The sequence below is a fragment of the Bradyrhizobium sp. USDA 4474 genome (assembly GCF_054057515.1).
Window position 1 is genome coordinate 1,015,021 of the sequence record NZ_JBSRZJ010000002.1, and the last position, 21,165, is coordinate 1,036,185.

Annotated in this window: 18 protein-coding genes; 6 read left to right on the forward strand and 12 right to left on the reverse strand. The window is 63.8% G+C overall.

The genetic code is table 11. The annotated features are described in order from the left end of the window. Positions 1 to 171: 171 nt before the first annotated feature. A complete protein-coding gene (locus ACVW16_RS06645; protein ID WP_456704524.1) occupies positions 172 to 783 on the reverse strand; it encodes an NAD(P)-dependent oxidoreductase in 612 nt (203 codons plus the stop codon). 137 nt (positions 784 to 920) lie between these two features. Between ACVW16_RS06645 and ACVW16_RS06650 the strand changes: the two genes are divergently transcribed. Beyond that, positions 921 to 1,292: a winged helix-turn-helix transcriptional regulator gene (locus ACVW16_RS06650; protein ID WP_456704525.1), complete on the forward strand. Its 372-nt coding sequence runs from the start codon at positions 921 to 923 to the stop codon at positions 1,290 to 1,292. 169 nt (positions 1,293 to 1,461) lie between these two features. Here the strand turns inward: ACVW16_RS06650 and ACVW16_RS06655 are convergent, their stop codons facing one another. After that, a complete protein-coding gene (locus ACVW16_RS06655; protein ID WP_456735672.1) occupies positions 1,462 to 1,875 on the reverse strand; it encodes a flagellar assembly protein FliX in 414 nt (137 codons plus the stop codon). 281 nt (positions 1,876 to 2,156) lie between these two features. On the opposite strand from ACVW16_RS06655, the gene ACVW16_RS06660 reads away from it, so the two are divergent. The 4 genes from ACVW16_RS06660 (at position 2,157) to ACVW16_RS06675 (ending at position 4,696) form a co-directional block, all read left to right on the forward strand. Then, a complete protein-coding gene (locus ACVW16_RS06660) occupies positions 2,157 to 3,281 on the forward strand; it encodes a flagellar basal body P-ring protein FlgI (RefSeq protein WP_456704527.1) in 1,125 nt (374 codons plus the stop codon). Further along, entirely contained in the window at positions 3,281 to 3,664 is a 384-nt protein-coding gene (gene flgJ, locus ACVW16_RS06665; RefSeq protein ID WP_456735673.1) for a flagellar assembly peptidoglycan hydrolase FlgJ, read from the forward strand. Before ACVW16_RS06660 ends, flgJ begins: the two co-directional genes overlap by 1 nt. 11 nt (positions 3,665 to 3,675) lie before the next feature. Beyond that, positions 3,676 to 4,173 carry a hypothetical protein gene (locus tag ACVW16_RS06670; RefSeq protein ID WP_456735674.1) on the forward strand — a complete coding sequence of 166 codons (498 nt, stop codon included), beginning with the start codon at positions 3,676 to 3,678 and terminating at the stop codon, positions 4,171 to 4,173. Positions 4,174 to 4,333: 160 nt separating this feature from the next. Next, positions 4,334 to 4,696, forward strand: a complete 363-nt coding sequence (locus ACVW16_RS06675) for a hypothetical protein (protein ID WP_456704530.1) — start codon at positions 4,334 to 4,336, stop codon at positions 4,694 to 4,696. 3 nt (positions 4,697 to 4,699) lie between these two features. Here the strand turns inward: ACVW16_RS06675 and ACVW16_RS06680 are convergent, their stop codons facing one another. The 5 genes from ACVW16_RS06680 to ACVW16_RS06700 form a co-directional block, all read right to left on the reverse strand. Next, positions 4,700 to 5,065, reverse strand: coding sequence for a hypothetical protein (locus ACVW16_RS06680; RefSeq protein ID WP_456704531.1), 366 nt, complete (start codon positions 5,063 to 5,065; stop codon positions 4,700 to 4,702). A 13-nt stretch (positions 5,066 to 5,078) separates the two neighbouring features. Further along, positions 5,079 to 5,447: a flagellar biosynthesis regulator FlaF gene (flaF, locus tag ACVW16_RS06685; RefSeq protein ID WP_027534793.1), complete on the reverse strand. Its 369-nt coding sequence runs from the start codon at positions 5,445 to 5,447 to the stop codon at positions 5,079 to 5,081. 284 nt (positions 5,448 to 5,731) lie between these two features. Further along, entirely contained in the window at positions 5,732 to 8,023 is a 2,292-nt protein-coding gene (locus ACVW16_RS06690) for a DUF1522 domain-containing protein (RefSeq protein ID WP_456735675.1), read from the reverse strand. Positions 8,024 to 8,240: 217 nt separating this feature from the next. Next, positions 8,241 to 10,553 carry a DUF1522 domain-containing protein gene (locus tag ACVW16_RS06695; protein WP_456704533.1) on the reverse strand — a complete coding sequence of 771 codons (2,313 nt, stop codon included), beginning with the start codon at positions 10,551 to 10,553 and terminating at the stop codon, positions 8,241 to 8,243. 323 nt (positions 10,554 to 10,876) lie between these two features. Further along, entirely contained in the window at positions 10,877 to 13,189 is a 2,313-nt protein-coding gene (locus ACVW16_RS06700) for a DUF1522 domain-containing protein (protein WP_456704534.1), read from the reverse strand. Positions 13,190 to 13,511: 322 nt separating this feature from the next. Here ACVW16_RS06700 and flbT point away from each other — a divergent pair, with 322 nt between their 5' ends. After that, positions 13,512 to 13,937, forward strand: coding sequence for a flagellar biosynthesis repressor FlbT (gene flbT, locus ACVW16_RS06705; protein WP_456704535.1), 426 nt, complete (start codon positions 13,512 to 13,514; stop codon positions 13,935 to 13,937). Between the two features lie 69 nt (positions 13,938 to 14,006). Here the strand turns inward: flbT and ACVW16_RS06710 are convergent, their stop codons facing one another. The 5 genes from ACVW16_RS06710 to ACVW16_RS06730 all read right to left on the reverse strand — a co-directional run bounded on the left by ACVW16_RS06710 (position 14,007) and on the right by ACVW16_RS06730 (position 21,150). Beyond that, entirely contained in the window at positions 14,007 to 15,503 is a 1,497-nt protein-coding gene (locus tag ACVW16_RS06710) for a pyridoxal phosphate-dependent decarboxylase family protein (RefSeq protein ID WP_456735676.1), read from the reverse strand. Continuing rightward, the gene (locus tag ACVW16_RS06715) at positions 15,500 to 16,747 is read right to left on the reverse strand and encodes a hypothetical protein (protein WP_456735677.1); all 1,248 of its coding nucleotides are present in this window, start codon (positions 16,745 to 16,747) and stop codon (positions 15,500 to 15,502) included. The genes ACVW16_RS06710 and ACVW16_RS06715 overlap by 4 nt, the downstream gene beginning before the upstream one ends. An 18-nt stretch (positions 16,748 to 16,765) precedes the next feature. Then, on the reverse strand, positions 16,766 to 18,370 hold the full coding sequence (locus ACVW16_RS06720; protein WP_456738714.1) for a hypothetical protein: 1,605 nt from the start codon (positions 18,368 to 18,370) through the stop codon (positions 16,766 to 16,768). Between the two features lie 10 nt (positions 18,371 to 18,380). Then, positions 18,381 to 19,163: a hypothetical protein gene (locus ACVW16_RS06725; protein WP_456735678.1), complete on the reverse strand. Its 783-nt coding sequence runs from the start codon at positions 19,161 to 19,163 to the stop codon at positions 18,381 to 18,383. 73 nt (positions 19,164 to 19,236) lie between these two features. Then, on the reverse strand, positions 19,237 to 21,150 hold the full coding sequence (locus ACVW16_RS06730) for a flagellar protein (RefSeq protein ID WP_456735679.1): 1,914 nt from the start codon (positions 21,148 to 21,150) through the stop codon (positions 19,237 to 19,239). Positions 21,151 to 21,165 lie beyond the last annotated feature (15 nt).

Genomic DNA, 21,165 nt, shown 5'->3' on the forward strand with positions numbered 1-21,165 from the left:
AAGGGCGGCCTATCTATTTAAGCAACGACTCGCAACGAAACGGGTCCGTTGAGCCGGGGCTTATATAGCTACCCCTTGTGACAGACAATATTTCCTTAATGGCGCAGTTACCGCCCCCAAGCCCTTGCACAGGAACGTTTATCCGCAAATACCCGGGGGGCGGCCAAAAGCCTAGTAGCCGACCGTGAAACGCTGCCGCAGATGCGCCGGCTTCTCGATCTCGTCGGCAAGCGCGATGGCGTAATCGGCGAAGCTGATCCAGCTCTTCCCGTTCGCATCTGCGAGAAGCTGGTCGGTGCCGAGCCGGAACTGGCCCGTGCGGGCCCCCTCGACGAACAATGCGGATGGCGAGATGAAGGTCCAGTTCAGATCGTTTTCCTGCCGCAACAGGTCGAGGAAGACGCCGCCAGCTTCCGCCTCGGCCTTGTACTGGGCCGGAAAACCCGGGGTTGTGACCAGTTTGACACCGGGAGCGACCTCCAGACTGCCAGCGCCGCCAACGACCAGATAGCGGCCAACTTTCGAATCCTTGGCCGCGCGGATCAGCTTGTGCGGGTCGCTCGCCAGGAAGTGGACGGAGCTCACCGCAACGTCATGCCCGGTCCAGAGTTTGGCGAGACCGACCTGGTCGAGCACATCGCCCTTGGTCGGCGTGACGTTTGGCAGTGCCGCAATCTTCTCGGGGTTCCGGGCGATGGCGGTAACCGCATGGCCGCGGCGGGACAGTTCCTTGGTGATTTCCGAACCGGCCCGGCCCGAGGCGCCGGCAACTGCGATTTTCATGGAAGGCTCCTTTGCTTCTAATAGTAACCACTGGTGACTAGATATCGCAAAGAATGCTGGTGTTAAGAGAGCACTTTGTGCTTACCTGCTTACGCGGGAGTAACCGAAGCCGAGCCAGGCGAGCGCAAGGAACCGAGATGAAACCCAATGTCTATGCCGCCGAGTGCCCGACACGCCAAATCCTCGATCGAGTCGGCGACAAATGGGCCGTGCTGATCCTGTTGCTGCTGCGCGAGGAGCCGATGCGCTTCAATCGGTTGCGCCGCACGATCGAAGGTATCTCGCAGAAGATGCTGAGCCAGGTTCTCAAGTCGCTCGAACGCGACGGCCTGCTCAAGCGCCGCGCCATCGCGACCGTGCCGGTGACGGTTGAATATTCGATCACGCAACTCGGCGTGACACTCGCCGCCGCGGTAGATCCATTGCGCGACTGGGCCGAGGAGAATCTGAAAGACGTGCTCGCCGCCCAGCGCCGCTACGACGCGCAGCAGCAGGAGGAAGCGGCGTAAAACGTGAGGCAGACCGCTAGAGGACCGTCATCCTGAGCTGCGAGTGGCGCGATGCAAAGCATCGCGCCGGGAGCCTCGAAGGATGAACGGCCGAGATACAGCCGGACCGTCGCCCTTCGAGGCTTGCCCTGCTTTGCAGGCGAGCACCTCACAGGGTGACGGATAACGACTACGCCTGCCCGGCCTTCGCCAGCTCGACCTCGACGCGCAGCTCGATCTCGGACAGCACGGAATCGAGACCGGGATCGCCGGAGGACGATTTCAGGTTTGCCGCCGCATCGCGCAGCCGCATCACCGTCGAGGCGTCGAGATTGCCGGACAACAGCCCCATCTTGAGATCGTCGAGCACGTCGAGCGCGGTCTTGCCGCGGGCGACCGAGCGCTTGCGGCGCTCGATGGGATCTTCCACGATGCCTTGCAGCGCGAGCAGCCCGTCGATGTTGGCGGTGGCCTTCGGTGCGGCGGCGCTGCGTGCCTCCTGCGCCGACGAGGTGTCGGGCAGCACGAAGGTGCCGGAGCTCGTTCGCCTGGCCTGGCTGGCCGGAGTCCCAAGCGTGGTGCCATTCGGTCCGTAGATGCGCATCGGAGCAATCCGGGTGATCGATGCGCCACATTCGCCGCTTTATGGTTAACGGGGCGTAAACGGCCCGGCAATATCTGCCGACAGGCGGCAGTTTCGCTCCTCAGGGCGAACGGCGGCTAGCCTCGATCTAAAGAGATTTATTCAACCTTTTCAATCGCCTAGTCCCTCTGCTCCGGGTTGGCACAGTGCTCGCAGGGAAAGCGCCGGACCAGCTCGTCATGGGAGTGTCTGGCAGGTCCGAGGTGTGAGGAGGCTCTTTGAGGAGCCTTGGGGAGCAGAGGATGCCAGGCGTTCGTTGGGTGAGGATTTTTGGGCTGGCCTGTGCCGCGCTGTCAGCGCTGGCCATTTCGGCCGCGTCCGCAAACGCGACCTCGCGCATCAAGGATCTCGCCAATATCGAAGGTGTGCGGCAGAACCAGCTCATCGGCTATGGCCTCGTCGTCGGCCTCAACGGCACCGGCGACACCCTCAACAACATCCCCTTCACCAAGCAGTCGCTGCAGGCGATGCTCGAGCGCATGGGCGTCAACATCCGCGGCGCCACCATCCGCACCGGCAACGTCGCCGCCGTGATGGTCACAGGCAACCTGCCGGCCTTCGCGACGCAAGGCACGCGCATGGACGTCACCGTATCAGCGCTCGGCGATGCCAAGGATTTGCGCGGCGGCACCCTGCTCGTCACCCCCCTGCTCGGCGCCGACGGCAACGTCTATTCGGTCGCGCAGGGCTCACTCGCGATCTCCGGTTTCAATGCCGAGGGCGAAGCGGCGAAGATCGTGCGCGGAGTTCCGACCGTGGGCCGCATCGCCAACGGCGCCATCATCGAGCGCGAGATCGAGTTTGCGCTGAACCGCCTGCCGAACGTGCGGCTCGCGCTGCGCAACGCGGACTTCACCACCGCCAAGCGCATTGCGGCTGCGATCAACGACTATCTCGGCGTCAAGAGCGCCGAGCCGATCGATCCCTCGACCGTGCAGCTGACGATCCCGCCGGAGTTCAAAGGCAACGTGGTCGCCTTCCTGACCGAGATCGAGCAGCTCCAGGTCGATCCTGACCTCGCCGCCAAGATCATCATCGACGAACGTTCGGGTATCATCGTGATGGGCCGCGACGTTCGCGTCGCCACAGTCGCGGTCGCGCAGGGCAATCTCACGGTCACGATCTCCGAGAGCCCGCAGGTGAGCCAGCCCAACCCGCTGTCACGGGGCCGCACCGTGGTCACGCCGCGCTCCAGCGTCGGCGTCACGGAGGACGGCAAGAAGTTCGCCGTGGTCAAGGACGGCGTCTCGCTTCAGCAACTCGTCGACGGCCTCAACGGCCTCGGCATCGGCCCGCGCGACCTCATCAGCATCCTCCAGGCGATCAAGGCCGCCGGTGCGATCGAAGCCGACATCGAGGTGATGTGATGCAGACGGGCATGCTCAACAGCGCGCGCGTCACCGCCGCCCTCTCCTCGAATCCGGCCTTCTCGGTCGAAAGCCGCAACGGCCGGCCCGACTTCGAACTCGCTGCCGCGCTTCAAAAGGTTTCGCCGCAGCAGCAAGCCAAGGCACAGAAGACCGCCACCGACTTCGAGGGCATGTTCCTCAACAGCATGTTCGCGCAGATGACTTCGGGCCTGAAGGGCGAAGGCCCGTTCGGGGATACGCCGGGCACTGGCGTGTGGCGCTCGATGCTGACCGAGCAATATTCCAAGAACTTCGCCAGCGCCGGGGGTGTCGGTATTTCCCGCGACGTGTACCGCACCCTGATCATGCAGCAGGCCAAAACCACTCTTCGCACGGCATAGGGTCAAACGAGATGAACCACTTCAACGCGTCACGTCAGCCGATGCCCGCACAGCGCCCGAACGACGCGCAGGGCAACGCCGAGGCGCGCAAGCTCGCCGAAGACCTGATGGATGCGATGAACGCCCTGCTCGGCTTGATCGAACGTGAGACCGAACTGGTCCGCGCCGGCAAGGTCCGCGAGGCGATGACGATGGAAGGCAAGAAGCAGGAGCTGTCGCGGCGCTACGTCGGGGCCGTCAGCCAGTTGAAGGCCAACCAGGACAGGCTGGCGAAATCCGCGCCCGAGCTGCTCTCGACACTGCACCGCCACCACGACGCTTTCCGTGCCATGCTTCAGGTCAACCTCACCGTGCTCGCGACCGCGCATGCGGTTTCCGAAAGCGTCGTGCGCGGCGTCAACGCCGAGATCCAGAAGCGCAACGTGCCGAATACCTATACTGCAGCGGGACGCCGCGCGACGCCCGGCCCGCGTCACATGACGCCGCTCGCGGTCAGTCGCACGCTCTGAGCGCGCACACAGAACTGTCTCCAATTTTACGAAAAACCGCACGCCAAAAGCGTTGCGCGGTTAGGTACGTTTCCTTACTGGATGTTCAATCCTGGTGTTCCATGGTTGCGTATTGAGAGGGGTTGGGATTTGACTCACATAAGGCAACCAGGAGGCTGCCATGAGTACAGATTTCAGCATCAGGCCGGTGGGGATACCGGCCCCCGTACAGATCGTAACGACGTCGAATTCGGCGGCGAACGATGCCGTACAAACCGATTTGCCGGTGAGCCAGACGGTCGCCGCAGGCGATACGACCGCGCCTGCGCGCAATGATCTTCAAAGCAGCAATGAGAACATTTCGCGGCAGGTCGTGTTCGACCAGGCGGCTGCATCCATGGTCTTCCAGGTCGTCAATGAAAAGACGGATGCGGTGGTGAACCAGTTCCCCGACGAGGCGATGCTGCGCCGGCGCGCCTATTTCCACGCAATTGATTTGAAATCGGAACCCAACCGTCCGCTCAATACGGACCTCAGCGCCTGACGATCAGGTACCGAGCGTGGCCTGCGCGGTGTCGAGATAGGTCGAGCCGGTCGCGGGATCGGTGACGACGTTCTTGATCTGCGCCTTTCCGACATTGGTCAGCGTGAACTTCGTGTTGCCGAATCGGAACGAGTTGTCCTTGATCAGCACCTGCTGATACTGCGACGTGCCGTTGCTCTGGTAGCGGATCTGCGCCCGAAATCCGTTGACCTGCGAGATGTTGAGCGAGAACTTCTTGCCGTCGGAATAGGTGCCGCTCCAGCTTCCCTGATAGAGCGTCGGGTCGACCGCCACATACCTTGTCTTGCTCGGCGCAGATACGCTTGCCGACTTGTACGCGCTCGACAGGATGCTCATGACGTCGGCCATGGCTGCGCTCCGCTCAGGGACGGCCGGACAGACCGGCAGCGATGTTGCGGTTGATCTCGATCAGCGGGCGGAAATGATCGAACTGCGGGCTCATCTGCAGCGCTGCGGTCTGGCTCAGCACGAACACGCTGATATTGGCGATCTTCTGCCGGACGTCGAGCGGCTGCGGATTGTTCTCGCGCATCGCTTCGCTGAGGAAGATGGTCCAGAGCTTGCGATTGAACATCAGCGCCTGTGTGGTCTGCTCGCTGAACGGATCGGCGGCGTTGATCGCGTCCTGGAGCTTGTTCGCGGCCTTCAACAAGGTCTGCGCCTCAACGTCGCGAGGAGATGCGGTGGTCGTTGCGACACGCGCGTAGGCCGAGGCAGCGGAATTCGACATCAATCACACCTTGGAATCTTCCTAGCCCGTTGAACGGACTTAAGGATTTCTTTCCCAACCCTATGCAGCGCCGCTTAAGATTTGCTTACATGTGCGCCTGGAAGCTCTCCGGATTATTACGGGTCACTTCCTGAGCGCGATGATAGAAGCGCAAGACGCAAGCTGTAAACCTGCACTGCATCATGCCCAGCGATCGCAGCTAATCCAGTCTTAGCGAACTCCCTCAAAACAACGGCGGGGCGTGGCCCCGCCGCGACTCATCGGCCGGCGATCTCGCGGCGAAATTACTTGAGCAGCTGCAGCACGCTCTGCTGCGACTGGTTCGCCAGCGACAGCGCGGAGACCGCGATCGACTGACGGGTCGACAACGCCTGGCTGTTGGCCGCTTCCTCGTTGGTGTCGGCCAGCGTCAGGTTGGACGAGCCGGTTTGCAGCACGTTGATCAGGTTCTTCGAGAAGTCCTGACGCACCTGCACGATCGACAGATTGGAGCCGAGCGCCGAGCCTTCCGAGCGCAGCGTGCTGGAGGCGGCGTTCAGGCTCGCGAGCACCTTGTTGGTCGCGCCATTGTCGATGAAGTCGACGCCGTTGACGAGGTTGCTGAGGCCGAGACCCGCCGCGTTGAACACCACGCCGTTGATGTTGAGCGTCGAGCTGCCGGTCTCGTTGAAGATGAGCTTCAGCGTATCGCCATTGAGCAGGTTGACGCCGTTGAAGGAGGAGTCCTGCGAGGTCGTATCGATCTGCGCCAGAATGTTGTTGAATTGGCCGACGAGACTTGAACGCGCCGTCTGCGCGACCGGATCCTGGATCGGCGGCTGCGCGGTCGTGAACGTGAGCGAGCTCGTGATGGTACCGCCGACCGCACCGCCGGCGATCGTGGAACCCAGCGTCGAGGACGCGTATTCGTTGACAGTGGAAACCGTAAGCACGCCATTGGCGTCGATGGTTGCCGTCAAGTGGTTCGCCTGAAGCTGCGCGTTGAGCTGGTCGAGCGTCTTGACCGTGCCGTTGGTGCCGTCACCGAACGTGACGTTGACCGGCGTTCCGCCGTTGAACGAGGTGAAGGTCAGGGTCTTGCCGCTGACGCCGCCAACGCCGCTCTGGCGGGCCGCGGTGAAAGCCGACGCGGTGCCGGTGTTGCCGGCCAGTCCGAGCGCGGCCAACGAATTCCCCGTGCCCGTGATCGATAGATCAGCATTGATGCCGGTCGACAGCTTGAGCTGGCCGGAGGTATTGATCGACGAAGCGCTCTGCCCCGACGCGGTCGCAAGCGTACCACCGCCACTGCCGTTCAGTGTGAAGGTCTGCACGCCGGTCGCGAAGTCGATCGCCTTCAGCACATCGGCGATCGTGCCGGTCTGTAGATAGACCGTCGAGTTGCCGTTGCCGTCGGTCTCGACGTGACCGCTGACGCCGAAGCCGCTCGGAACGGCCGGAGCATTCGTCGAACCCGGAACCGGTGCGTTCTTGAAGGTGATGACGTGCCCGTCGACATTGAGCGTCGAGCCGTCCTGGATCAGCGAACCGAGGGAGCCGGGAGCGGTCGCGCGCGCGATATTCAGCGTCGCGTTGCCGCCACCCGTTGCAGTGGTGAGGCCCAAGGCGTTGAGGAAGTCGGCCTTGCCCGTGATGGACACGTCGGCGCCCGTCGAGGTCTCGATCGTCGCGATACCGCTGGCAAGAGACGAAGGCGTCGCGCCGGAGGCAACGCCGATGGTCGCAACACCGCTGTTGTTGATCGAAGCGGTCTTCACGCCGCTGGCGAGGTCGATCGCACTCAGCAGGTCATTGACCTTCGCAACCGGTGCACCCGTCGTGCCGAGATAGACGGTCGAATTGCCGTTGCCGTCAGTGAGAATCGTGCCGCTGGCGTTGACGCCCGATCCGGCCGGAATGGCCGTGCCGGCCGGAGCAGAGCCGGCGCGGAAGGTAATCGTGTGACCGTTGACGGTCATCGTATCGCCGTCCGAGGGAGACGAGCCGACGAGGGTTGAAGCACCGCCGACGCCGATCAGGGTCGCAGTGCCGGCCAGCAACGTCGAGTTGTCGGAAGCCTTCACCGCAGACGCAGCGGGGGTGACGTAGCTGCCCTGGGTGGCGCTGCCCAGCAAGGTCGTCGCCAGAGCAGCCGTCGTACCACCGGCCGTGCCGTCGAAGAGAACATTGCTGGACGCCGTTGCGCTGCCATAGCTCGTGGTGCCGCGCAGGTCCGCAGGCGTCGCGCCGGGGATCGTGGTCGAAATGTTCGACTTCGTGGAATAACCGACGGTGGTCTGGAGCGCCTGATTGGCGATCGATTTCGCGCTGTCGATCAGCTTCTGCAGCGAAGTGATGCCGGTGTTCGCCGCCTGGAGCACCTGCACACCGTTATTGATGCCGTCGAGCAGGTTGCTGATGTCGCTCGCCCGGTTGTCCAACCCCTGCGCCGTGAAGAAATTCGTCGGATTGTCCAGCGCCGAGTTGACCTTCTTGCCGGTCGAAAGGCGCGACTGGGTGGTGGCGAGGAGGTCGGCCGTTGATTGCAGCGACAACAGGTTCTGGCGAACTGACGCCGAGAGAACGATGTTGGACATTGGCGGTCTTCCTTTTGAACCGGATACGAATCGGGCTCGCCGATCTGAAAGCGGGCTTTGGTCGAGTTTTAGGGTCTGTCCTTTAAAGTATGGTTAACGGCGACTTAAGGGATAGGGTTAATGCCGGGTTAGCGCCCTGCCCGCCAATTGGAGGCAACAAAAAGCGGCGGGACTGAAGCCCCGCCGCTCTCTTTTATGTTGTAATTTCAGTTGCTTACTAGCGAAGCAGCTGGAGCACGCTCTGCTGCGAGGTGTTGGCCAGTGACAGCGCGGACACCGCGATCGACTGGCGGGTCGACAGCGCCTGGCTGTTGGCCGCTTCCTCGTTGGTGTCGGCCAGCGTCAGGTTGGACGAACCGGTCTGGAGCACGTTGATCAGGTTCTTGTTGAAGTCCTGGCGCACCTGCACCACGGAGAGGTTCGAACCGAGGGTCGACGCTTCCGACCGCAGTGTGCTCGATGCCGCGTTCAGGCTGGTGAGCACCTTGTTGGTCGCGGAGTTGTCGATGAAGTCGGTGCCCTGCACCAGGCCAGCCAAACCCAGACCCTTCGAGTTGAAGGTCACGCCGGTGATGTTCAGGCTCGACTTGCCGGTCTCGTCGAACACCAGCTTGAGCTGATCGCCATTGAGCAGGTTTACGCCGTTGAAGGACGAGTCGACCGAGGTCGTGTCGATCTGCGACATGATGTTGTTGTACTGCGCAACCAGGTTCGAACGAGTGGCCTGAGCAACCGGATCGACGGTCGGAGTGGTCGCATTGGTCCACGTCAGGGCTGTGGTAATCGTGCCGCCGATCGCACCACCGGCAACAGCCGAGCCGATTGTCGAAGACGCATAGTCGTTGGTCACGGACACCGTGAGCAGGCCGTTGGCGTCGATCGTGGCGGTCAGGTTGTTGGCCTGAAGCTGCGTGTTGAGCTGATCGAGCGTCTTGACCGTGCCGCCGGTGCCGTCGCCGAAGGTGACATTGACCGCCGTACCGCCGTTGAAGGAGGCGAAGGTCAAGGTTTTGCCGGAGATGCTGCCGGGTGCGGCGGCACGGCTCGCGGTGAACGCTGTGCCGGTGCCGGTCGAACCGGTGAGACCGAGCGAGGACAGTGCGTTGCCAGAACCGGTGATCGACAGATCCGAGTTCGCACCGGTCGAGATGTGCAGCGCGCCGGCGACGATCGAGGAGTTCGTCGCGCCCGCGGTGGTCTGCAAGGTCGCCGTGCCCGAGGTGGTGGACTTGATCGTCTGCACGCCGGTGGCGAGGTCGATCGCGGTCAGCACGTCGGACACCTTGCCCGCCTGCAGATACACCGTCGAGTTGCCGTTGCCGTCGGTGACCACGTTGCTGCCGGTGCCGGCAATGCTGGAGCCGGTCGGAACGTTGGCCGCCGCAGGCACCACCGCGTTCTTGAACGTGATGGTCTTGCCGTTGACGTTCAGCGTCGAACCATCCGAGATCAGCGAGCCGAGGCTGCCCGAGGCGGTCGTTCGGGTCGCGGTGACCGTGGCGTTGCCCGAGCCGGTCGCACTGGTCAATCCGAGGGCACCCAGCAGGTCAGCCTTGCCGACGACATTCAGATCGCCGCCCGTCGAGGTCTCGAGCGTGATCTTACCGCCGGTGATCGAGGACGCAGTGTTGCCCGTCGGGGTCGAGAGAGCGGCAGTACCGGCGGTCGTGTTCACCACAGCGTTCTGCACGCCGCTCGCGAGGTCGATGGCGTTCAGAACGTCGCCCACTGTCGCGGTGGAGTTGGACGCACCGGAGCCCAGATAGACGATCGAGTTGCCATTGCCGTCGGTGGCGATGTTGCCGGTTTGGCCGTAACCGGCCGGCAGGGTGTTGGTCGACCCCGTAACACTCGGAAGGTCGCCGGACTTGAAGGTGATCGAGTGACCGTTGACCGTGAAGCTCGTGCCGTCCGTGAACTGCGTGGCTCCGATCAGTGACAGACCCGCGTTGGCTGGCGTGCCGCCGCCGGTGCCGTACAGCAGGGTGCCGGTGGTGATGGCCGTTGCCGTGGTCTGGTTGTCCTTCACCTGGCTGCCGGTCGTCGCGCCGATGGTGCCGCCGAGCGTGGTGCTGCCCGCAGCCGCCGTCGTGCCACCGGCGGTGCCGGAGAACAGCACGTTCGAGAGCGCGGTCGCGCTGGAATAAGTGGTCGTGCCGCGCAGATCTGCCGCGGTTGCGCCCGCGATCGTGGTCGAGACGTTCGACTTGGACGAATAGCCGACCGTGGTCTGCAGCGCCTGGTTGGCGATCGACTTTGCGCTGTCGAGCAGCTTCGACAGCGAGGTGATGCCGGTGTTGGCGGCCTGAAGCACCTGCACACCGTTGGCGATGCCATCGAGCAGGTTGTTGATGTCGCTGGCGCGGTTGTCGAGCGACTGGGCCGTGAAGAAGTTGGTGGGGTTGTCGAGCGCCGAGTTCACCTTCTTGCCGGTCGACAGACGGGACTGGGTGGTGGCGAGCAGGTCGGCGGTGGACTGGAGAGACAGCAGGTTCTGACGAACCGACGCAGAGAGAACGATACCGGACATAACTCTTACCCTTCTGGTTTACGCGTCTTCGTTCGATCGCTTCGGATCGAGTGACGCGCACAGCCTGCGCGGACATGGCTAACAAAGGGTGAAATCCAATCTCGAACCGTAAGCGCCGATTCACCATAAGGCGGCGGAAGTCCTTTTCACGCGATGATGATCCATTTGAAATCTCTCGGCTTTCTCTCGCGTTTGCTCCCCGTTAACCATAACCAGCGGTTACTTTTTGGCAGCTGCAAAAGCGCGTTTCGATTGCATGCGCACAAAGAAAACGGCGGGACCGAAGCCCCGCCGTCGATTTTCTTTCGTGATGTCAGCCGCTATTAGCGGAGCAGCTGGAGCACGCTCTGCTGCGACTGGTTGGCCAGCGACAGTGCGGAGACCGCAATCGACTGGCGGGTCGACAGCGCCTGGCTGTTGGCGGCTTCGACATTGGTGTCGGCCAGCGTCAGGTTGGACGAACCGGTCTGCAGCACGTTGATCAGGTTCTTGTTGAAGTCCTGACGCACCTGCACGACGGAGAGGTTCGAACCAAGGGTTGAAGCTTCAGAACGCAGCGTGCTCGACGCCGTGTTCAGGTTAGCCAGCACCTTGTTGGAGGCTGAGTTGTCGATGAAGTCGGTGCCCTGCACCAGCGAGGCCAGACCCAGACCCTTCGAGTTGAAGGTCACGCCGGTGATGTTCAGGCTCGACTTGCCGGTCTCGTCGAACACCAGCTTGAGCTGATCGCCATTGAGCAGGTTCACGCCGTTGAAGGACGCGTCCTGTGAAGTCGTGTCGATCTGCTGCAAGATGTTGTTGTACTGGGACACCAGGTTGGTACGGGTGGCCTGGGCAACCGCGTCAGCAACCGGCGCGGAGGCGTTCGACCAAGTCAGCGACGTCGTAACCGTACCGCCAATCGTACCACCGGCGGAGGCAGAGCCGATCGTCGAGGACGCATAGTCGTTGGTCGCGGACACCGTGAGCAGGCCGTTGGCGTCGATCGTGGCGGTCAGGTTGTTGGCCTGAAGCTGCGTGTTGAGCTGATCGAGCGTCTTGACCGTGCCGCCGGTGCCGTCGCCGAAGGTGACGTTGACCGCCGTACCGCCGTTGAAGGAGGTGAAGGTCAAGGTCTTGCCGGAGATACCGCCGGCTCCAGCGGTGCGGCTCGCGGTGAACGCTGTGCCGGTGCCGGTCGAACCGGTGAGACCGAGCGAGGACAGTGCGTTGCCCGCACCGGTGATCGACAGATCCGAGTTCGCACCGGTCGAGATGTGCAGCGCGCCGGCGACGATCGAGGAGTTCGTCGCGCCCGCGGTGGTCTGCAAGGTCGCCGTGCCCGAGGTGGTGGACTTGATCGTCTGCACGCCGGTGGCGAGGTCGATCGCGGTCAGCACGTCGGACACCTTGCCCGCCTGCAGATACACCGTCGAGTTGCCGTTGCCGTCGGTGACCACGTTGCTGCCGGTGCCGGCAATGCTGGAGCCGGTCGGAACGTTGGCCGCCGCAGGCACCACCGCGTTCTTGAACGTGATGGTCTTGCCGTTGACGTTCAGCGTCGAACCATCCGAGATCAGCGAGCCGAGGCTGCCCGAGGCGGTCGTTCGGGTCGCGGTGACCGTGGCGTTGCCCGAGCCGGTCGCACTGGTCAATCCGAGGGCACCCAGCAGGTCAGCCTTGCCGACGACATTCAGATCGCCGCCCGTCGAGGTCTCGAGCGTGATCTTACCGCCGGTGATCGAGGACGCAGTGTTGCCCGTCGGGGTCGAGAGAGCGGCAGTACCGGCGGTCGTGTTCACCACAGCGTTCTGCACGCCGCTCGCGAGGTCGATGGCGTTCAGAACGTCGCCCACTGTCGCGGTGGAGTTGGACGCACCGGAGCCCAGATAGACGATCGAGTTGCCATTGCCGTCGGTGGCGATGTTGCCGGTTTGGCCGTAACCGGCCGGCAGGGTGTTGGTCGACCCCGTAACACTCGGAAGGTCGCCGGACTTGAAGGTGATCGAGTGACCGTTGACCGTGAAGCTCGTGCCGTCCGTGAACTGCGTGGCTCCGATCAGTGACAGACCCGCGTTGGCTGGCGTGCCGCCGCCGGTGCCGTACAGCAGGGTGCCGGTGGTGATGGCCGTTGCCGTGGTCTGGTTGTCCTTCACCTGGCTGCCGGTCGTCGCGCCGATGGTGCCGCCGAGCGTGGTGCTGCCCGCAGCCGCCGTTGCGCCGCCGGCGGCGCCGGAGAACAGCACGTTGGTCAGCGCAGTCGCGCTGGTGTAGGTCGTCGTGCCGCGCAGGTCGGACGCGGTCGCACCCGCGATCGTGGTCGAGACGTTCGACTTGGTCGAATAGCCGACCGTGGTCTGCAGCGCCTGATTGGCGATCGACTTTGCGGAGTCGATCAGCTTCGACAGCGAGGTGATGCCGGTGTTGGCGGCCTGAAGCACCTGCACACCGTTGCCAATGCCATCGAGCAGGTTGTTGATGTCGCTGGCGCGGTTGTCGAGCGACTGGGCCGTGAAGAAGTTGGTGGGGTTATCGAGCGCCGAGTTCACCTTGTTGCCGGTGGCCAGATGGTTCTGGGTGGTGGCGAGCAGATCGGCGGTGGACTGGAGGGAGAGCAGGTTCTGGCGAACCGAGGCGGAGAGAACGATACCGGACATACTGTTACCTTTCTGGTAGCTACGCGTCCTGTCTGACCGACATTGATCAAACGACCGGCGGACGGTGCCTTCGAGCCTCTAACAATCCGTGAAATGAAACCGGTGGTTTGTCCGAGTCGACCTGCCGAATGCTCGCAGAACGTGCGACGACGGCATCAAAGAGCAGTAGACACCATTGAAATATTTGATGTTTCTGCCGCCGCCCAAATCGTTCACGACCCGTTAACTATGTTGCGCAAGGATTGGCTCCAGATCAGAGCTGATCGCCCTCGCCATCCGAGCCGCCGATCGGTCGTTAAGAACGAGTTGATGGAGAACAGGCATGGCTCTCAAGGTCGAGCTCAAACCGCACGAACGCATCATCGTCGGTAACTGCGTGATAACCAACACCGACCAGCGCGCCCGCCTTCTGATCGACGGCGAGAACGTGCCGATCCTGCGCGAGCGCGACATCCTCACCCCGGAGACCGCCGATACGCCTGCCAAGCTCGTCTATCTAGCGGTCCAGTTGATGTACATCTCGCCGGATCCGCAGACCCAGCACGGTACCTATTTCAACCTGGTACGCGACATCGTCACCGCGGTGCCGAGCTCCTGGTCGATCATCGAGGGCATCAACAACAACATCATGAGCGGCGATCTCTACCGCGCGCTGAAAGAAGCCCGCAAGCTGATCGCCTACGAAGAGAAGCTGCGGGACCAATACAAGGCCACGCATCCCGAGGCTGACGTGAGCTCTGCCGCCTGATCGCAAACCGCCTCAACGACGACGGCCCCGGCTCATCTCCGGGGCCGTTGTCGTTTCAGCCCAGCGCTGTCATTGCGCGGCGAGCGGCGGCGCCTCGACCTCGATCAATCCGCCTGTTCGCTGCGCGCCGAACTTGATCACGGCCGCCACCAGCGCGTCGATATCGATCTCCGCGGTGCGATGATTGACGATCGCGGCGCGGATCGCGAACTTGCCATCCAGCGTCGTGCTCGACGGCGCCGCGATGCCGGACTCCTGGACATCGGCGACGATCTCGCGATTGACCGCGTCCTCGGCGCGGTAGCGGAAGCAGACGATGTTGAGATTGACGGGCGCGAGCAGCTCGAGCCGGGGCTCGGCGAGCACACGCGCTTCCAGATATTTCGCGAGCGCGCAGCTTCGCGCAATCACCGCGCCCAGCCTGTCTGTGCCGAACGTCTTCAGCGTGAACCAAGTCTTCAACGCGCGGAAGCCGCGCGACAGATCGGGACCGAGATCGCACGGCCATACCGCGCCGGCCGCAAGCCCCCTCGCCTCGCGACCGAGATAGGCCGCCGGTTGCGCAAAGGCCTCCCTGTGACTTTCGCCGTCGCGCACCAGCAGAAAGCCGGCGTCATAAGGCACCTGTCCCCATTTGTGGAAGTCGAGCGCAATCGAGTCCGCAAGCTCGATGCCCTCGAGCATCGGCGCGAGCTCGGGCGAGAGGATCGCGAGTGCGCCGAAGGCACCGTCGACGTGAAACCAGATCCCCTCCTCACGACACAGCTCTGCAACCGCCTTGAGATCGTCGATCGCACCGATGTCGACGGTGCCGGCAGATGCGGTGACCAGGAACGGCTTGAGGCCGACATTGCGATCGACGGCGATCTGCGCGCGCAGCGCGGCGATGTCGATGCGATGATCGGCGTCGACATCGATCTTGCGGAGTGCATCGGTGCCAAATCCTGCAATGTCCATCGCGCGGGAGATGCAGCCATGCGCAGCCTTCGACGCATAGGCCGTGAGCAGCGCGCCATCGTTGCCGATGCCGTGCTGCCGTGCCGGCGCGCCGAGCGCGCTCGTGCGCGCCACCAGCACGGCCATCAGATTGGCCATCGACGTGCCCGTGACGAAGATACCGCTCGCACCTTGCGGAAAGCCGAACAGGCCGCCCATCCACGCGACGATCCGGCGCTCGACTTCGATCGGCATGTGATCGCGCCCGCCGAGATTGGCGTTGAGGCCGGCCGCAAGCATTTCCGCAACCATGCCGACGGCGGTGCCGCCACCATGCACCCAGCCCATGAAGCCGGGATGAACATTGCCGGTCGCGTAAGGCGCAACGTGCTCGGAGAATTCGCGATAGACCTCCGCGACATCGCTTGCCTCGCGCGGCAGGTCGGTTCTCACAGCGGCGCGAACCGCGTCGGGGATGGGTTGCCAGACCGGACGCCCGCGGACATTGGCGATGCCGTCGATCGCTTCGTCCAGCATGCGATGCGCCAGCGCGCGAAACTCGCTCCAGTCCTGCGGATCGAGCGATCCGTTCGCGACGCCGGTCAGCGTGTTGCGGATGATCTCGTTCATGCTGCGCTCACGGCGCCGGCCTTGTCAGTCGGCTTGGCATGCCGCGACAGCATCGCGGTGAATGCGGCAAAGATCTTGCGCATCTGCGGCGGCTTGTAGGGAAACACAAGTGGCGAATCCATGTTGTGGACGACCGCGGTGTTGTCGGCTTCGAACACCAGAAGCTCGCCGCTCTGGTCCTCGGCGCAATCGACGATGAAATAATCGAGCCCGACGCGCCGGCTCATTTCGTCGAGCGCGCCTTTGTGGCGTACCGCGAAGGAGTTGTCGAAATCCTGCATGAAGACCGCTTCTTCAGCGCGCTTCTCTTCACTGAACGCCATGTAGGCGTTGAGATACCAGATGTCCCAGCGATCGGCGATCGCCATGTGACAGGCATAGGGCTTGCCGTCGACCATGGCGAGCCGGATCTTGCGATAGAGGCCGTCGGGACCCGCATAGTCGACGAAACGTGCGACGAAAAAATCCTGCTCCTCCCGCGCGGCAAGATAGGCCGCGAGCGCCGCCGCATCGTCGAGCTTCGCAAGTCCGACGCCGGCATGGGTGCCGCGCGGCCGCGCGATCATCGGAAAGTGCAACTCGCCCGTGATCTCGTTGCAGGCGATCCGCCCCTCCGAGAGAGCAGTCAATTGCCCGCGGGTGGCGTGGGCGGTGACGGGAATGTCGAGACCCGGGATATCAGCCAACAGCCGAAACAGCTTGTCGCGATCGAGATTGCCGATCCGTTCCGGGCGATTGAGCAGCGGTCGCGGCCAGCGCGGCGCAGCCTTTTCGATCAGCGCAAGCGGTTCGCGGCATTCCTCGGAATCGGACGCAACCACGATGGCAACGTCATGATCGGGTAGCGTATCCGGCAGTCCGCTTGTCTTGGTCACATAGAGCGTCAACAGCTCGACATCGGAGCCTTCGAGCAGGAATTCGATCGGCGTGTTGCCGCCCATGTCGATGTCGGCCGCCAGCGCAAGCAGGCGCAGGCCCGGCTTCGGCGCGCTGGACGGCGTACGAAACAACTGATGGAAGGAGAGCACCTCGGACTGGATCAGGAGCCCGGCCTCCTTCTCGCCCTGAAGCTGGGCAATCAGCGACAGATCGAGTCCCTCGCCCGCCTGCGCCGTCCCCTCCGCGATCCGCGCCAGCAGATGCGCGCGCAAGGGGTGCAGATCGACGCCCTCGAAGGCCTGGCGCGTCAGATGCGCAAAGCCGATACGATCGGCATAATCAGGCGCGGCAAGCGGATGCAACATCTCACACCTCAAACAAGGCTATGCCGGCACGGCGGCGGTACGGTCGAGCAGCAGCTCGATCTTCACCAGGGCATGGGCGATGCGATCGAGAATGTGCTGCACATTGCGTTGCGCCTGCGCGCCGTCGGGCGACCAGGCGTCGGTTAGGAGCCGCGCACCGACGCATAGCCGCAGAGCAGCCCGCGGAACGCCATCGGGTTGCTCCAACCGCACCGGCTGGCCGAGGAGATAGCGCTGCGCTGCCACCTGCCGGTCGGCCGCGCTGCCGCCGATGGCATCATTCATATCGCGCGCCAACGCACGGTGAACAGCGCTGGTGTCGGCGATGGATACCGGCTTGCCATCGCGCAACGGCGTGAACGGAAAGATCGAACGCTGCGCAAATTCTTCATCATCCGGATCAGCGGTGTCAGCGGGCGCCGGGATGGCGAGCAGCGACGGCGATAACGCGATCATGCTCTCGATGCCGGACGCAAGCGCGGCGAGCGTCCTGGTGCGGAACGCGCCGGGCACGGCATAGTAGCTGCCGATCTCGGCGAGCGCCGCTTCCCAGCGCAGCCATTGGCCGAAATTCGGACGACGCTCGAAGCGCGAGCGTAGCGGCGTCCAGGCTATCGGCCAGTCGCAACGGCCCGCATAGTCGAGGAAACCAGGCGCGATCCCCTCGATCCGGTCGAGCGCCCGGGACAGTCCCTTCGGCATCAGCAGCGCGCCGCTGAAGGCGGGGCCACCAAAGAATTTCGAGCCCGTGATCAGCACCATGTAACCGCGATCGAGACAGGACCGCAGCCGCCGACGGCCGAGCCGCGCCTGGCAGGCATCGACGACCACCTGAACCTTGCGCGGCCAGCGCTGCGCGATCTCATCGAGACAGGCGGCGCTCGGCGCGCGCCAGCCGAGCTTTGACGAATCCATGACGTGCAACAGAACGCGCCGGCCTTGCTTCAGGCTGCTCTCGATGGCACGCATGACTTCCGCATCCGCGTCAATACGCATCGAACGGCCGGAGGCTGCATCGAGCAGCGGGATCGCGATGCTGTCGCCGGCGAGGCCCGCGATCGCAGCGTCCTTGCGCACGATGATGCCGCTCGCCGTCATCGTGCTGAAGTGGTGCCCGCGCGCGCTATGAACGGTGCCAGTGCCGGTCTGGTCGGCGCCAACCACGATCGTTACCGGCGCCGCACCGAGCACCGCGCGCGCGAGGAACAAGGCATGAAGCTGAGAGTCCGTGCCCGACGCCGAGAACACCACGTCAACGCTCGACGGCAGCTGAAAGTGGCCGCGCAGCTCGTCGCGCACATCCTCGCAGCGCCGATCGAAGGCGATCTCGACTTCGTCGAACAACGATTTGTGCACCAGCTCCTCGCGTGCCAGCGCGGCGCGGTCATAGGCCGCCTGCGAGATCGGCGATGCCGTCGACGAGGCGAAATTCCAGATCGCGGGTTCCGGCGACGCCGCGCAGCCATAGGCATTGACGCGGTCATGGGGGTCGAGCGCCAGTCGCCGATCTCCGCCGGAGACGAGCAAGGTATCCAGCGGAGTGAAGAGGTCGCGCAGGCGATAGCGCGAGCCGCGCTCGGACGCGCGGTCGATATCGGGGGGGCGGGACGCGCCGATGCTCATCCCGACACACTCACGCCGCGTCGGCCGCCGCCCCGGGGGCTGGCGCAAATTGCGAGGCGATATCGCCATGGAATACCGACGGCCCGACATGATCGAGCGAGCTCTGGATATCGGCCCAGATCTCGCCGCCGATATCGGTCCAGCGCTTGCAGAACGCGAAGTCCTCGGAGAGATACGTGCCGGTCGCAGGATCGATCATGCACTCGAACAGCGCGAACCGGTTCTGGCTCGCGGCGAGCGAGTCATGGGAATGCTCGCGGAAGAATTGCAGATTGGCGTAGTCGGGATGGCGGCACATCACCTCCAGCGCCTGGCGGCGGATCATCAGGAAACCCGTCCCGGCATAACGCACGCGGGTAAAGCCGTTGACCACCACGATGCGATCAGGATCCTCGATCTCGAGCACGTAGTCGAGCGAGGCCGCCGTCACGTCGGTGCGGCCGGCCTGGATCGCTCTCTTCGCCTTGTCCCAATTGACCCGCTTGATCGGATAGCAGCCGGCGACGACATCGGCGCCGGATTCGATCAGCCGGAACACCTGCTCGGGCCTGAAGCCGATGTCGGCATCGATGAACAGGAAATGCGTCGCATCGGGGTCGTCCAGGAACATCGCGACCAGATTGGCCCGTGCGCGCGTGATCAGCGCATCGCCGTCGCGCAGCAGCACCTTGAGCCCGAGATTGGACATGCCGTGCACGGCGCGCTGGAGCGCGAAGATGGAGCTCGCGTAAATGCTCGACACCTGGCCGCCGAAGCAGGGCGTGGCCACCACCAATTGCATCTTGTCCGACATTGACGGCTCCGCGCCCTGCTTAAATCCTCTCCAAGAGGTAAACAGGCATGGTTAATGGCGCCTTAATGCGCCGCTACAGGTACTTGACCAGCGAGAGCTGCGCGAGATTGGCGGTAGTTTGGTAGGACGCCTGCAGCGCGTTCTGAAGCGACAGGATTTCGCTCGCGACCTGATCGGGCGATGCGGACTCCGCCTGGTCGACGATGGTCTGCAGCTGCGCTTTGGCCTGGGTCTGGCGCGTGGTCGCGTCCTTCATGGTGTTCTGGGCCATCGCGATGTCGGTCTGGATGTCCTCGATCTTCTGCTGGCCCTGCTGCGGCGTCAGCGCCTGCGTGGTGCGCAGGCTCAGGGCTGCGACCGCCCCACCCGAATATTGCCCGGTCGGCGAGGTCGAGAACGTGCCGTACACGGCGATCGCCTGCAATTGCTTGCGGATCGCGTCCTCGTCGGCCTGCGCGCCATATTGTACCGTGACCGAATCGTCGACCCGTGCCACCGCGGTCGAGCGCGCCGAGCCCGGCCCGTCATTGCCGGTGTACCATTTCACCGTTGTGGCCGAGCCGTTCACCAGCGTCGTCGCCGAGCTCGCCGGCGATGAGCCGACCCGCAACGGCGGTTGCGTCGCGGCGATCGGCGAAGACGCGAAGCCCAGCGCGCCGAGCGCTGCGGTCGCGCCCGCCGTCGACCCGGAGATGCTCAAGGTCGCGGCATTGTCGGTGTTGATGGTGATCGAGCCGCCATGGATTGCCGATGGCTTCGAGGTGCCCGTGATCTGGTCGATCTTGCTCATCAGGGTCTGGATGCTGTCGGTGACGTTGAGCTGGTTGCCGGTCGCGCCTGAGGCAACGAAGCTCACCGTGGTGCCGTTGATGGCGATGCTGTCGCCGGCCGAGAAGCCCGGCGAGATCGAGTCGGAGGGCGCCGTGCCCGAGAGCGCGGTGGTGCCGCTGATCGGTGCCGCAGGGCTTGCCTGGTTGTTCTTGGCAGCGCCGATCGCCGAGCTGTCGGTGTTGAAGAAATTGTCGCCGGCGGTCACGGCCGATGCCGCCACCAGCGACGTGTTGGCGAGCTTCGTGATGGCGGTGTTCAGCGCGGTGTTGAAGTTCGTCGCCGTGGTGACCGGGTTGGGCGCAACCGGCGGAACGGCCGAGGGATTACCGGTGTCGACCGCAAAGCTGCCGACCGGCACCGGCGTTGCGGTGCTCGCGGTCAGGTCGACCTGCTCGGTCGAACCATCAGGCAGCGAGAACTGCACACTGATCTTGTCGCCGTTGCTGGGAGGCGTGGCGCCGAAATTGACCGAGAACGACACCGGCGAGCCGCTCGGACCTGTGACCGTTGCGCCCGTCAGGTTCGAGGAGACCGCTGAGATCTTCAACCCGAACGGCGATGCCGGGCTGTCCTCCGCCACCTGCACCGAGGTGGTGGTCGGTTGCGACTGCACCAGCCGCCCCATGCCGTTGGCGCCGAGATCAGCGGCCTGGCGTTCCGCCATCACCGTCTTCAGGCCCGCCTGCGTCGTGGTGCCGTTGATGATGTCGCCGGCATTGGCGACCGATTGGGTATCGTAGGCGGTGCCGGAGAACAGATAGCGGTTGCCTGACTGCGTGTTGAGCACGCCGACCATCGAGCCGAACTGCGCGGCGGCGGTGTTCTGCGCCACCGTCTGGCCGTTGACGTTGAGATCCTGCGAGCTGGTGGCCGAGCCCGTCTGCACCGTGTTGCGGATCGTCGTCAGCGACTGCAGCGCCGTGTTGGCGAGGTTGATGTTGACGTTGACGTTGGTGATCGTGTCGGTATAGGCGGCGATGTTCGAAAGCTGCGCGCGCGAGGCGATCGCAAAGCCCTCGTTGGTGCCCATGCCGGAGTAGTTCTGCGACAGCTTGCCGGTCGAGAGCTGCGTCGACAGGTCGGTGAGCTGCTGGTTGATGTTGCGGATCTGTGCGCCGAGGACCGACGAGCCGTAATTGATGCTGCTGATCGACATGTTTCAGAGCCCTAC

Bases quoted from the DNA above. Each gene is read 5' to 3' on its own strand.
- ACVW16_RS06645 (WP_456704524.1), bottom strand. From the start codon at position 783: ATGAAAATCGCAGTTGCCGGCGCCTCGGGCCGGGCCGGTTCGGAAATC.
- ACVW16_RS06650 (WP_456704525.1), top strand. From the start codon at position 921: ATGAAACCCAATGTCTATGCCGCCGAGTGCCCGACACGCCAAATCCTC.
- ACVW16_RS06655 (WP_456735672.1), bottom strand. From the start codon at position 1,875: ATGCGCATCTACGGACCGAATGGCACCACGCTTGGGACTCCGGCCAGC.
- ACVW16_RS06660 (WP_456704527.1), top strand. From the start codon at position 2,157: ATGCCAGGCGTTCGTTGGGTGAGGATTTTTGGGCTGGCCTGTGCCGCG.
- flgJ (WP_456735673.1), top strand. From the start codon at position 3,281: ATGCAGACGGGCATGCTCAACAGCGCGCGCGTCACCGCCGCCCTCTCC.
- ACVW16_RS06670 (WP_456735674.1), top strand. From the start codon at position 3,676: ATGAACCACTTCAACGCGTCACGTCAGCCGATGCCCGCACAGCGCCCG.
- ACVW16_RS06675 (WP_456704530.1), top strand. From the start codon at position 4,334: ATGAGTACAGATTTCAGCATCAGGCCGGTGGGGATACCGGCCCCCGTA.
- ACVW16_RS06680 (WP_456704531.1), bottom strand. From the start codon at position 5,065: ATGGCCGACGTCATGAGCATCCTGTCGAGCGCGTACAAGTCGGCAAGC.
- flaF (WP_027534793.1), bottom strand. From the start codon at position 5,447: ATGTCGAATTCCGCTGCCTCGGCCTACGCGCGTGTCGCAACGACCACC.
- ACVW16_RS06690 (WP_456735675.1), bottom strand. From the start codon at position 8,023: ATGTCCAACATCGTTCTCTCGGCGTCAGTTCGCCAGAACCTGTTGTCG.
- ACVW16_RS06695 (WP_456704533.1), bottom strand. From the start codon at position 10,553: ATGTCCGGTATCGTTCTCTCTGCGTCGGTTCGTCAGAACCTGCTGTCT.
- ACVW16_RS06700 (WP_456704534.1), bottom strand. From the start codon at position 13,189: ATGTCCGGTATCGTTCTCTCCGCCTCGGTTCGCCAGAACCTGCTCTCC.
- flbT (WP_456704535.1), top strand. From the start codon at position 13,512: ATGGCTCTCAAGGTCGAGCTCAAACCGCACGAACGCATCATCGTCGGT.
- ACVW16_RS06710 (WP_456735676.1), bottom strand. From the start codon at position 15,503: ATGAACGAGATCATCCGCAACACGCTGACCGGCGTCGCGAACGGATCG.
- ACVW16_RS06715 (WP_456735677.1), bottom strand. From the start codon at position 16,747: ATGTTGCATCCGCTTGCCGCGCCTGATTATGCCGATCGTATCGGCTTT.
- ACVW16_RS06720 (WP_456738714.1), bottom strand. From the start codon at position 18,370: ATGAGCATCGGCGCGTCCCGCCCCCCCGATATCGACCGCGCGTCCGAG.
- ACVW16_RS06725 (WP_456735678.1), bottom strand. From the start codon at position 19,163: ATGTCGGACAAGATGCAATTGGTGGTGGCCACGCCCTGCTTCGGCGGC.
- ACVW16_RS06730 (WP_456735679.1), bottom strand. From the start codon at position 21,150: ATGTCGATCAGCAGCATCAATTACGGCTCGTCGGTCCTCGGCGCACAG.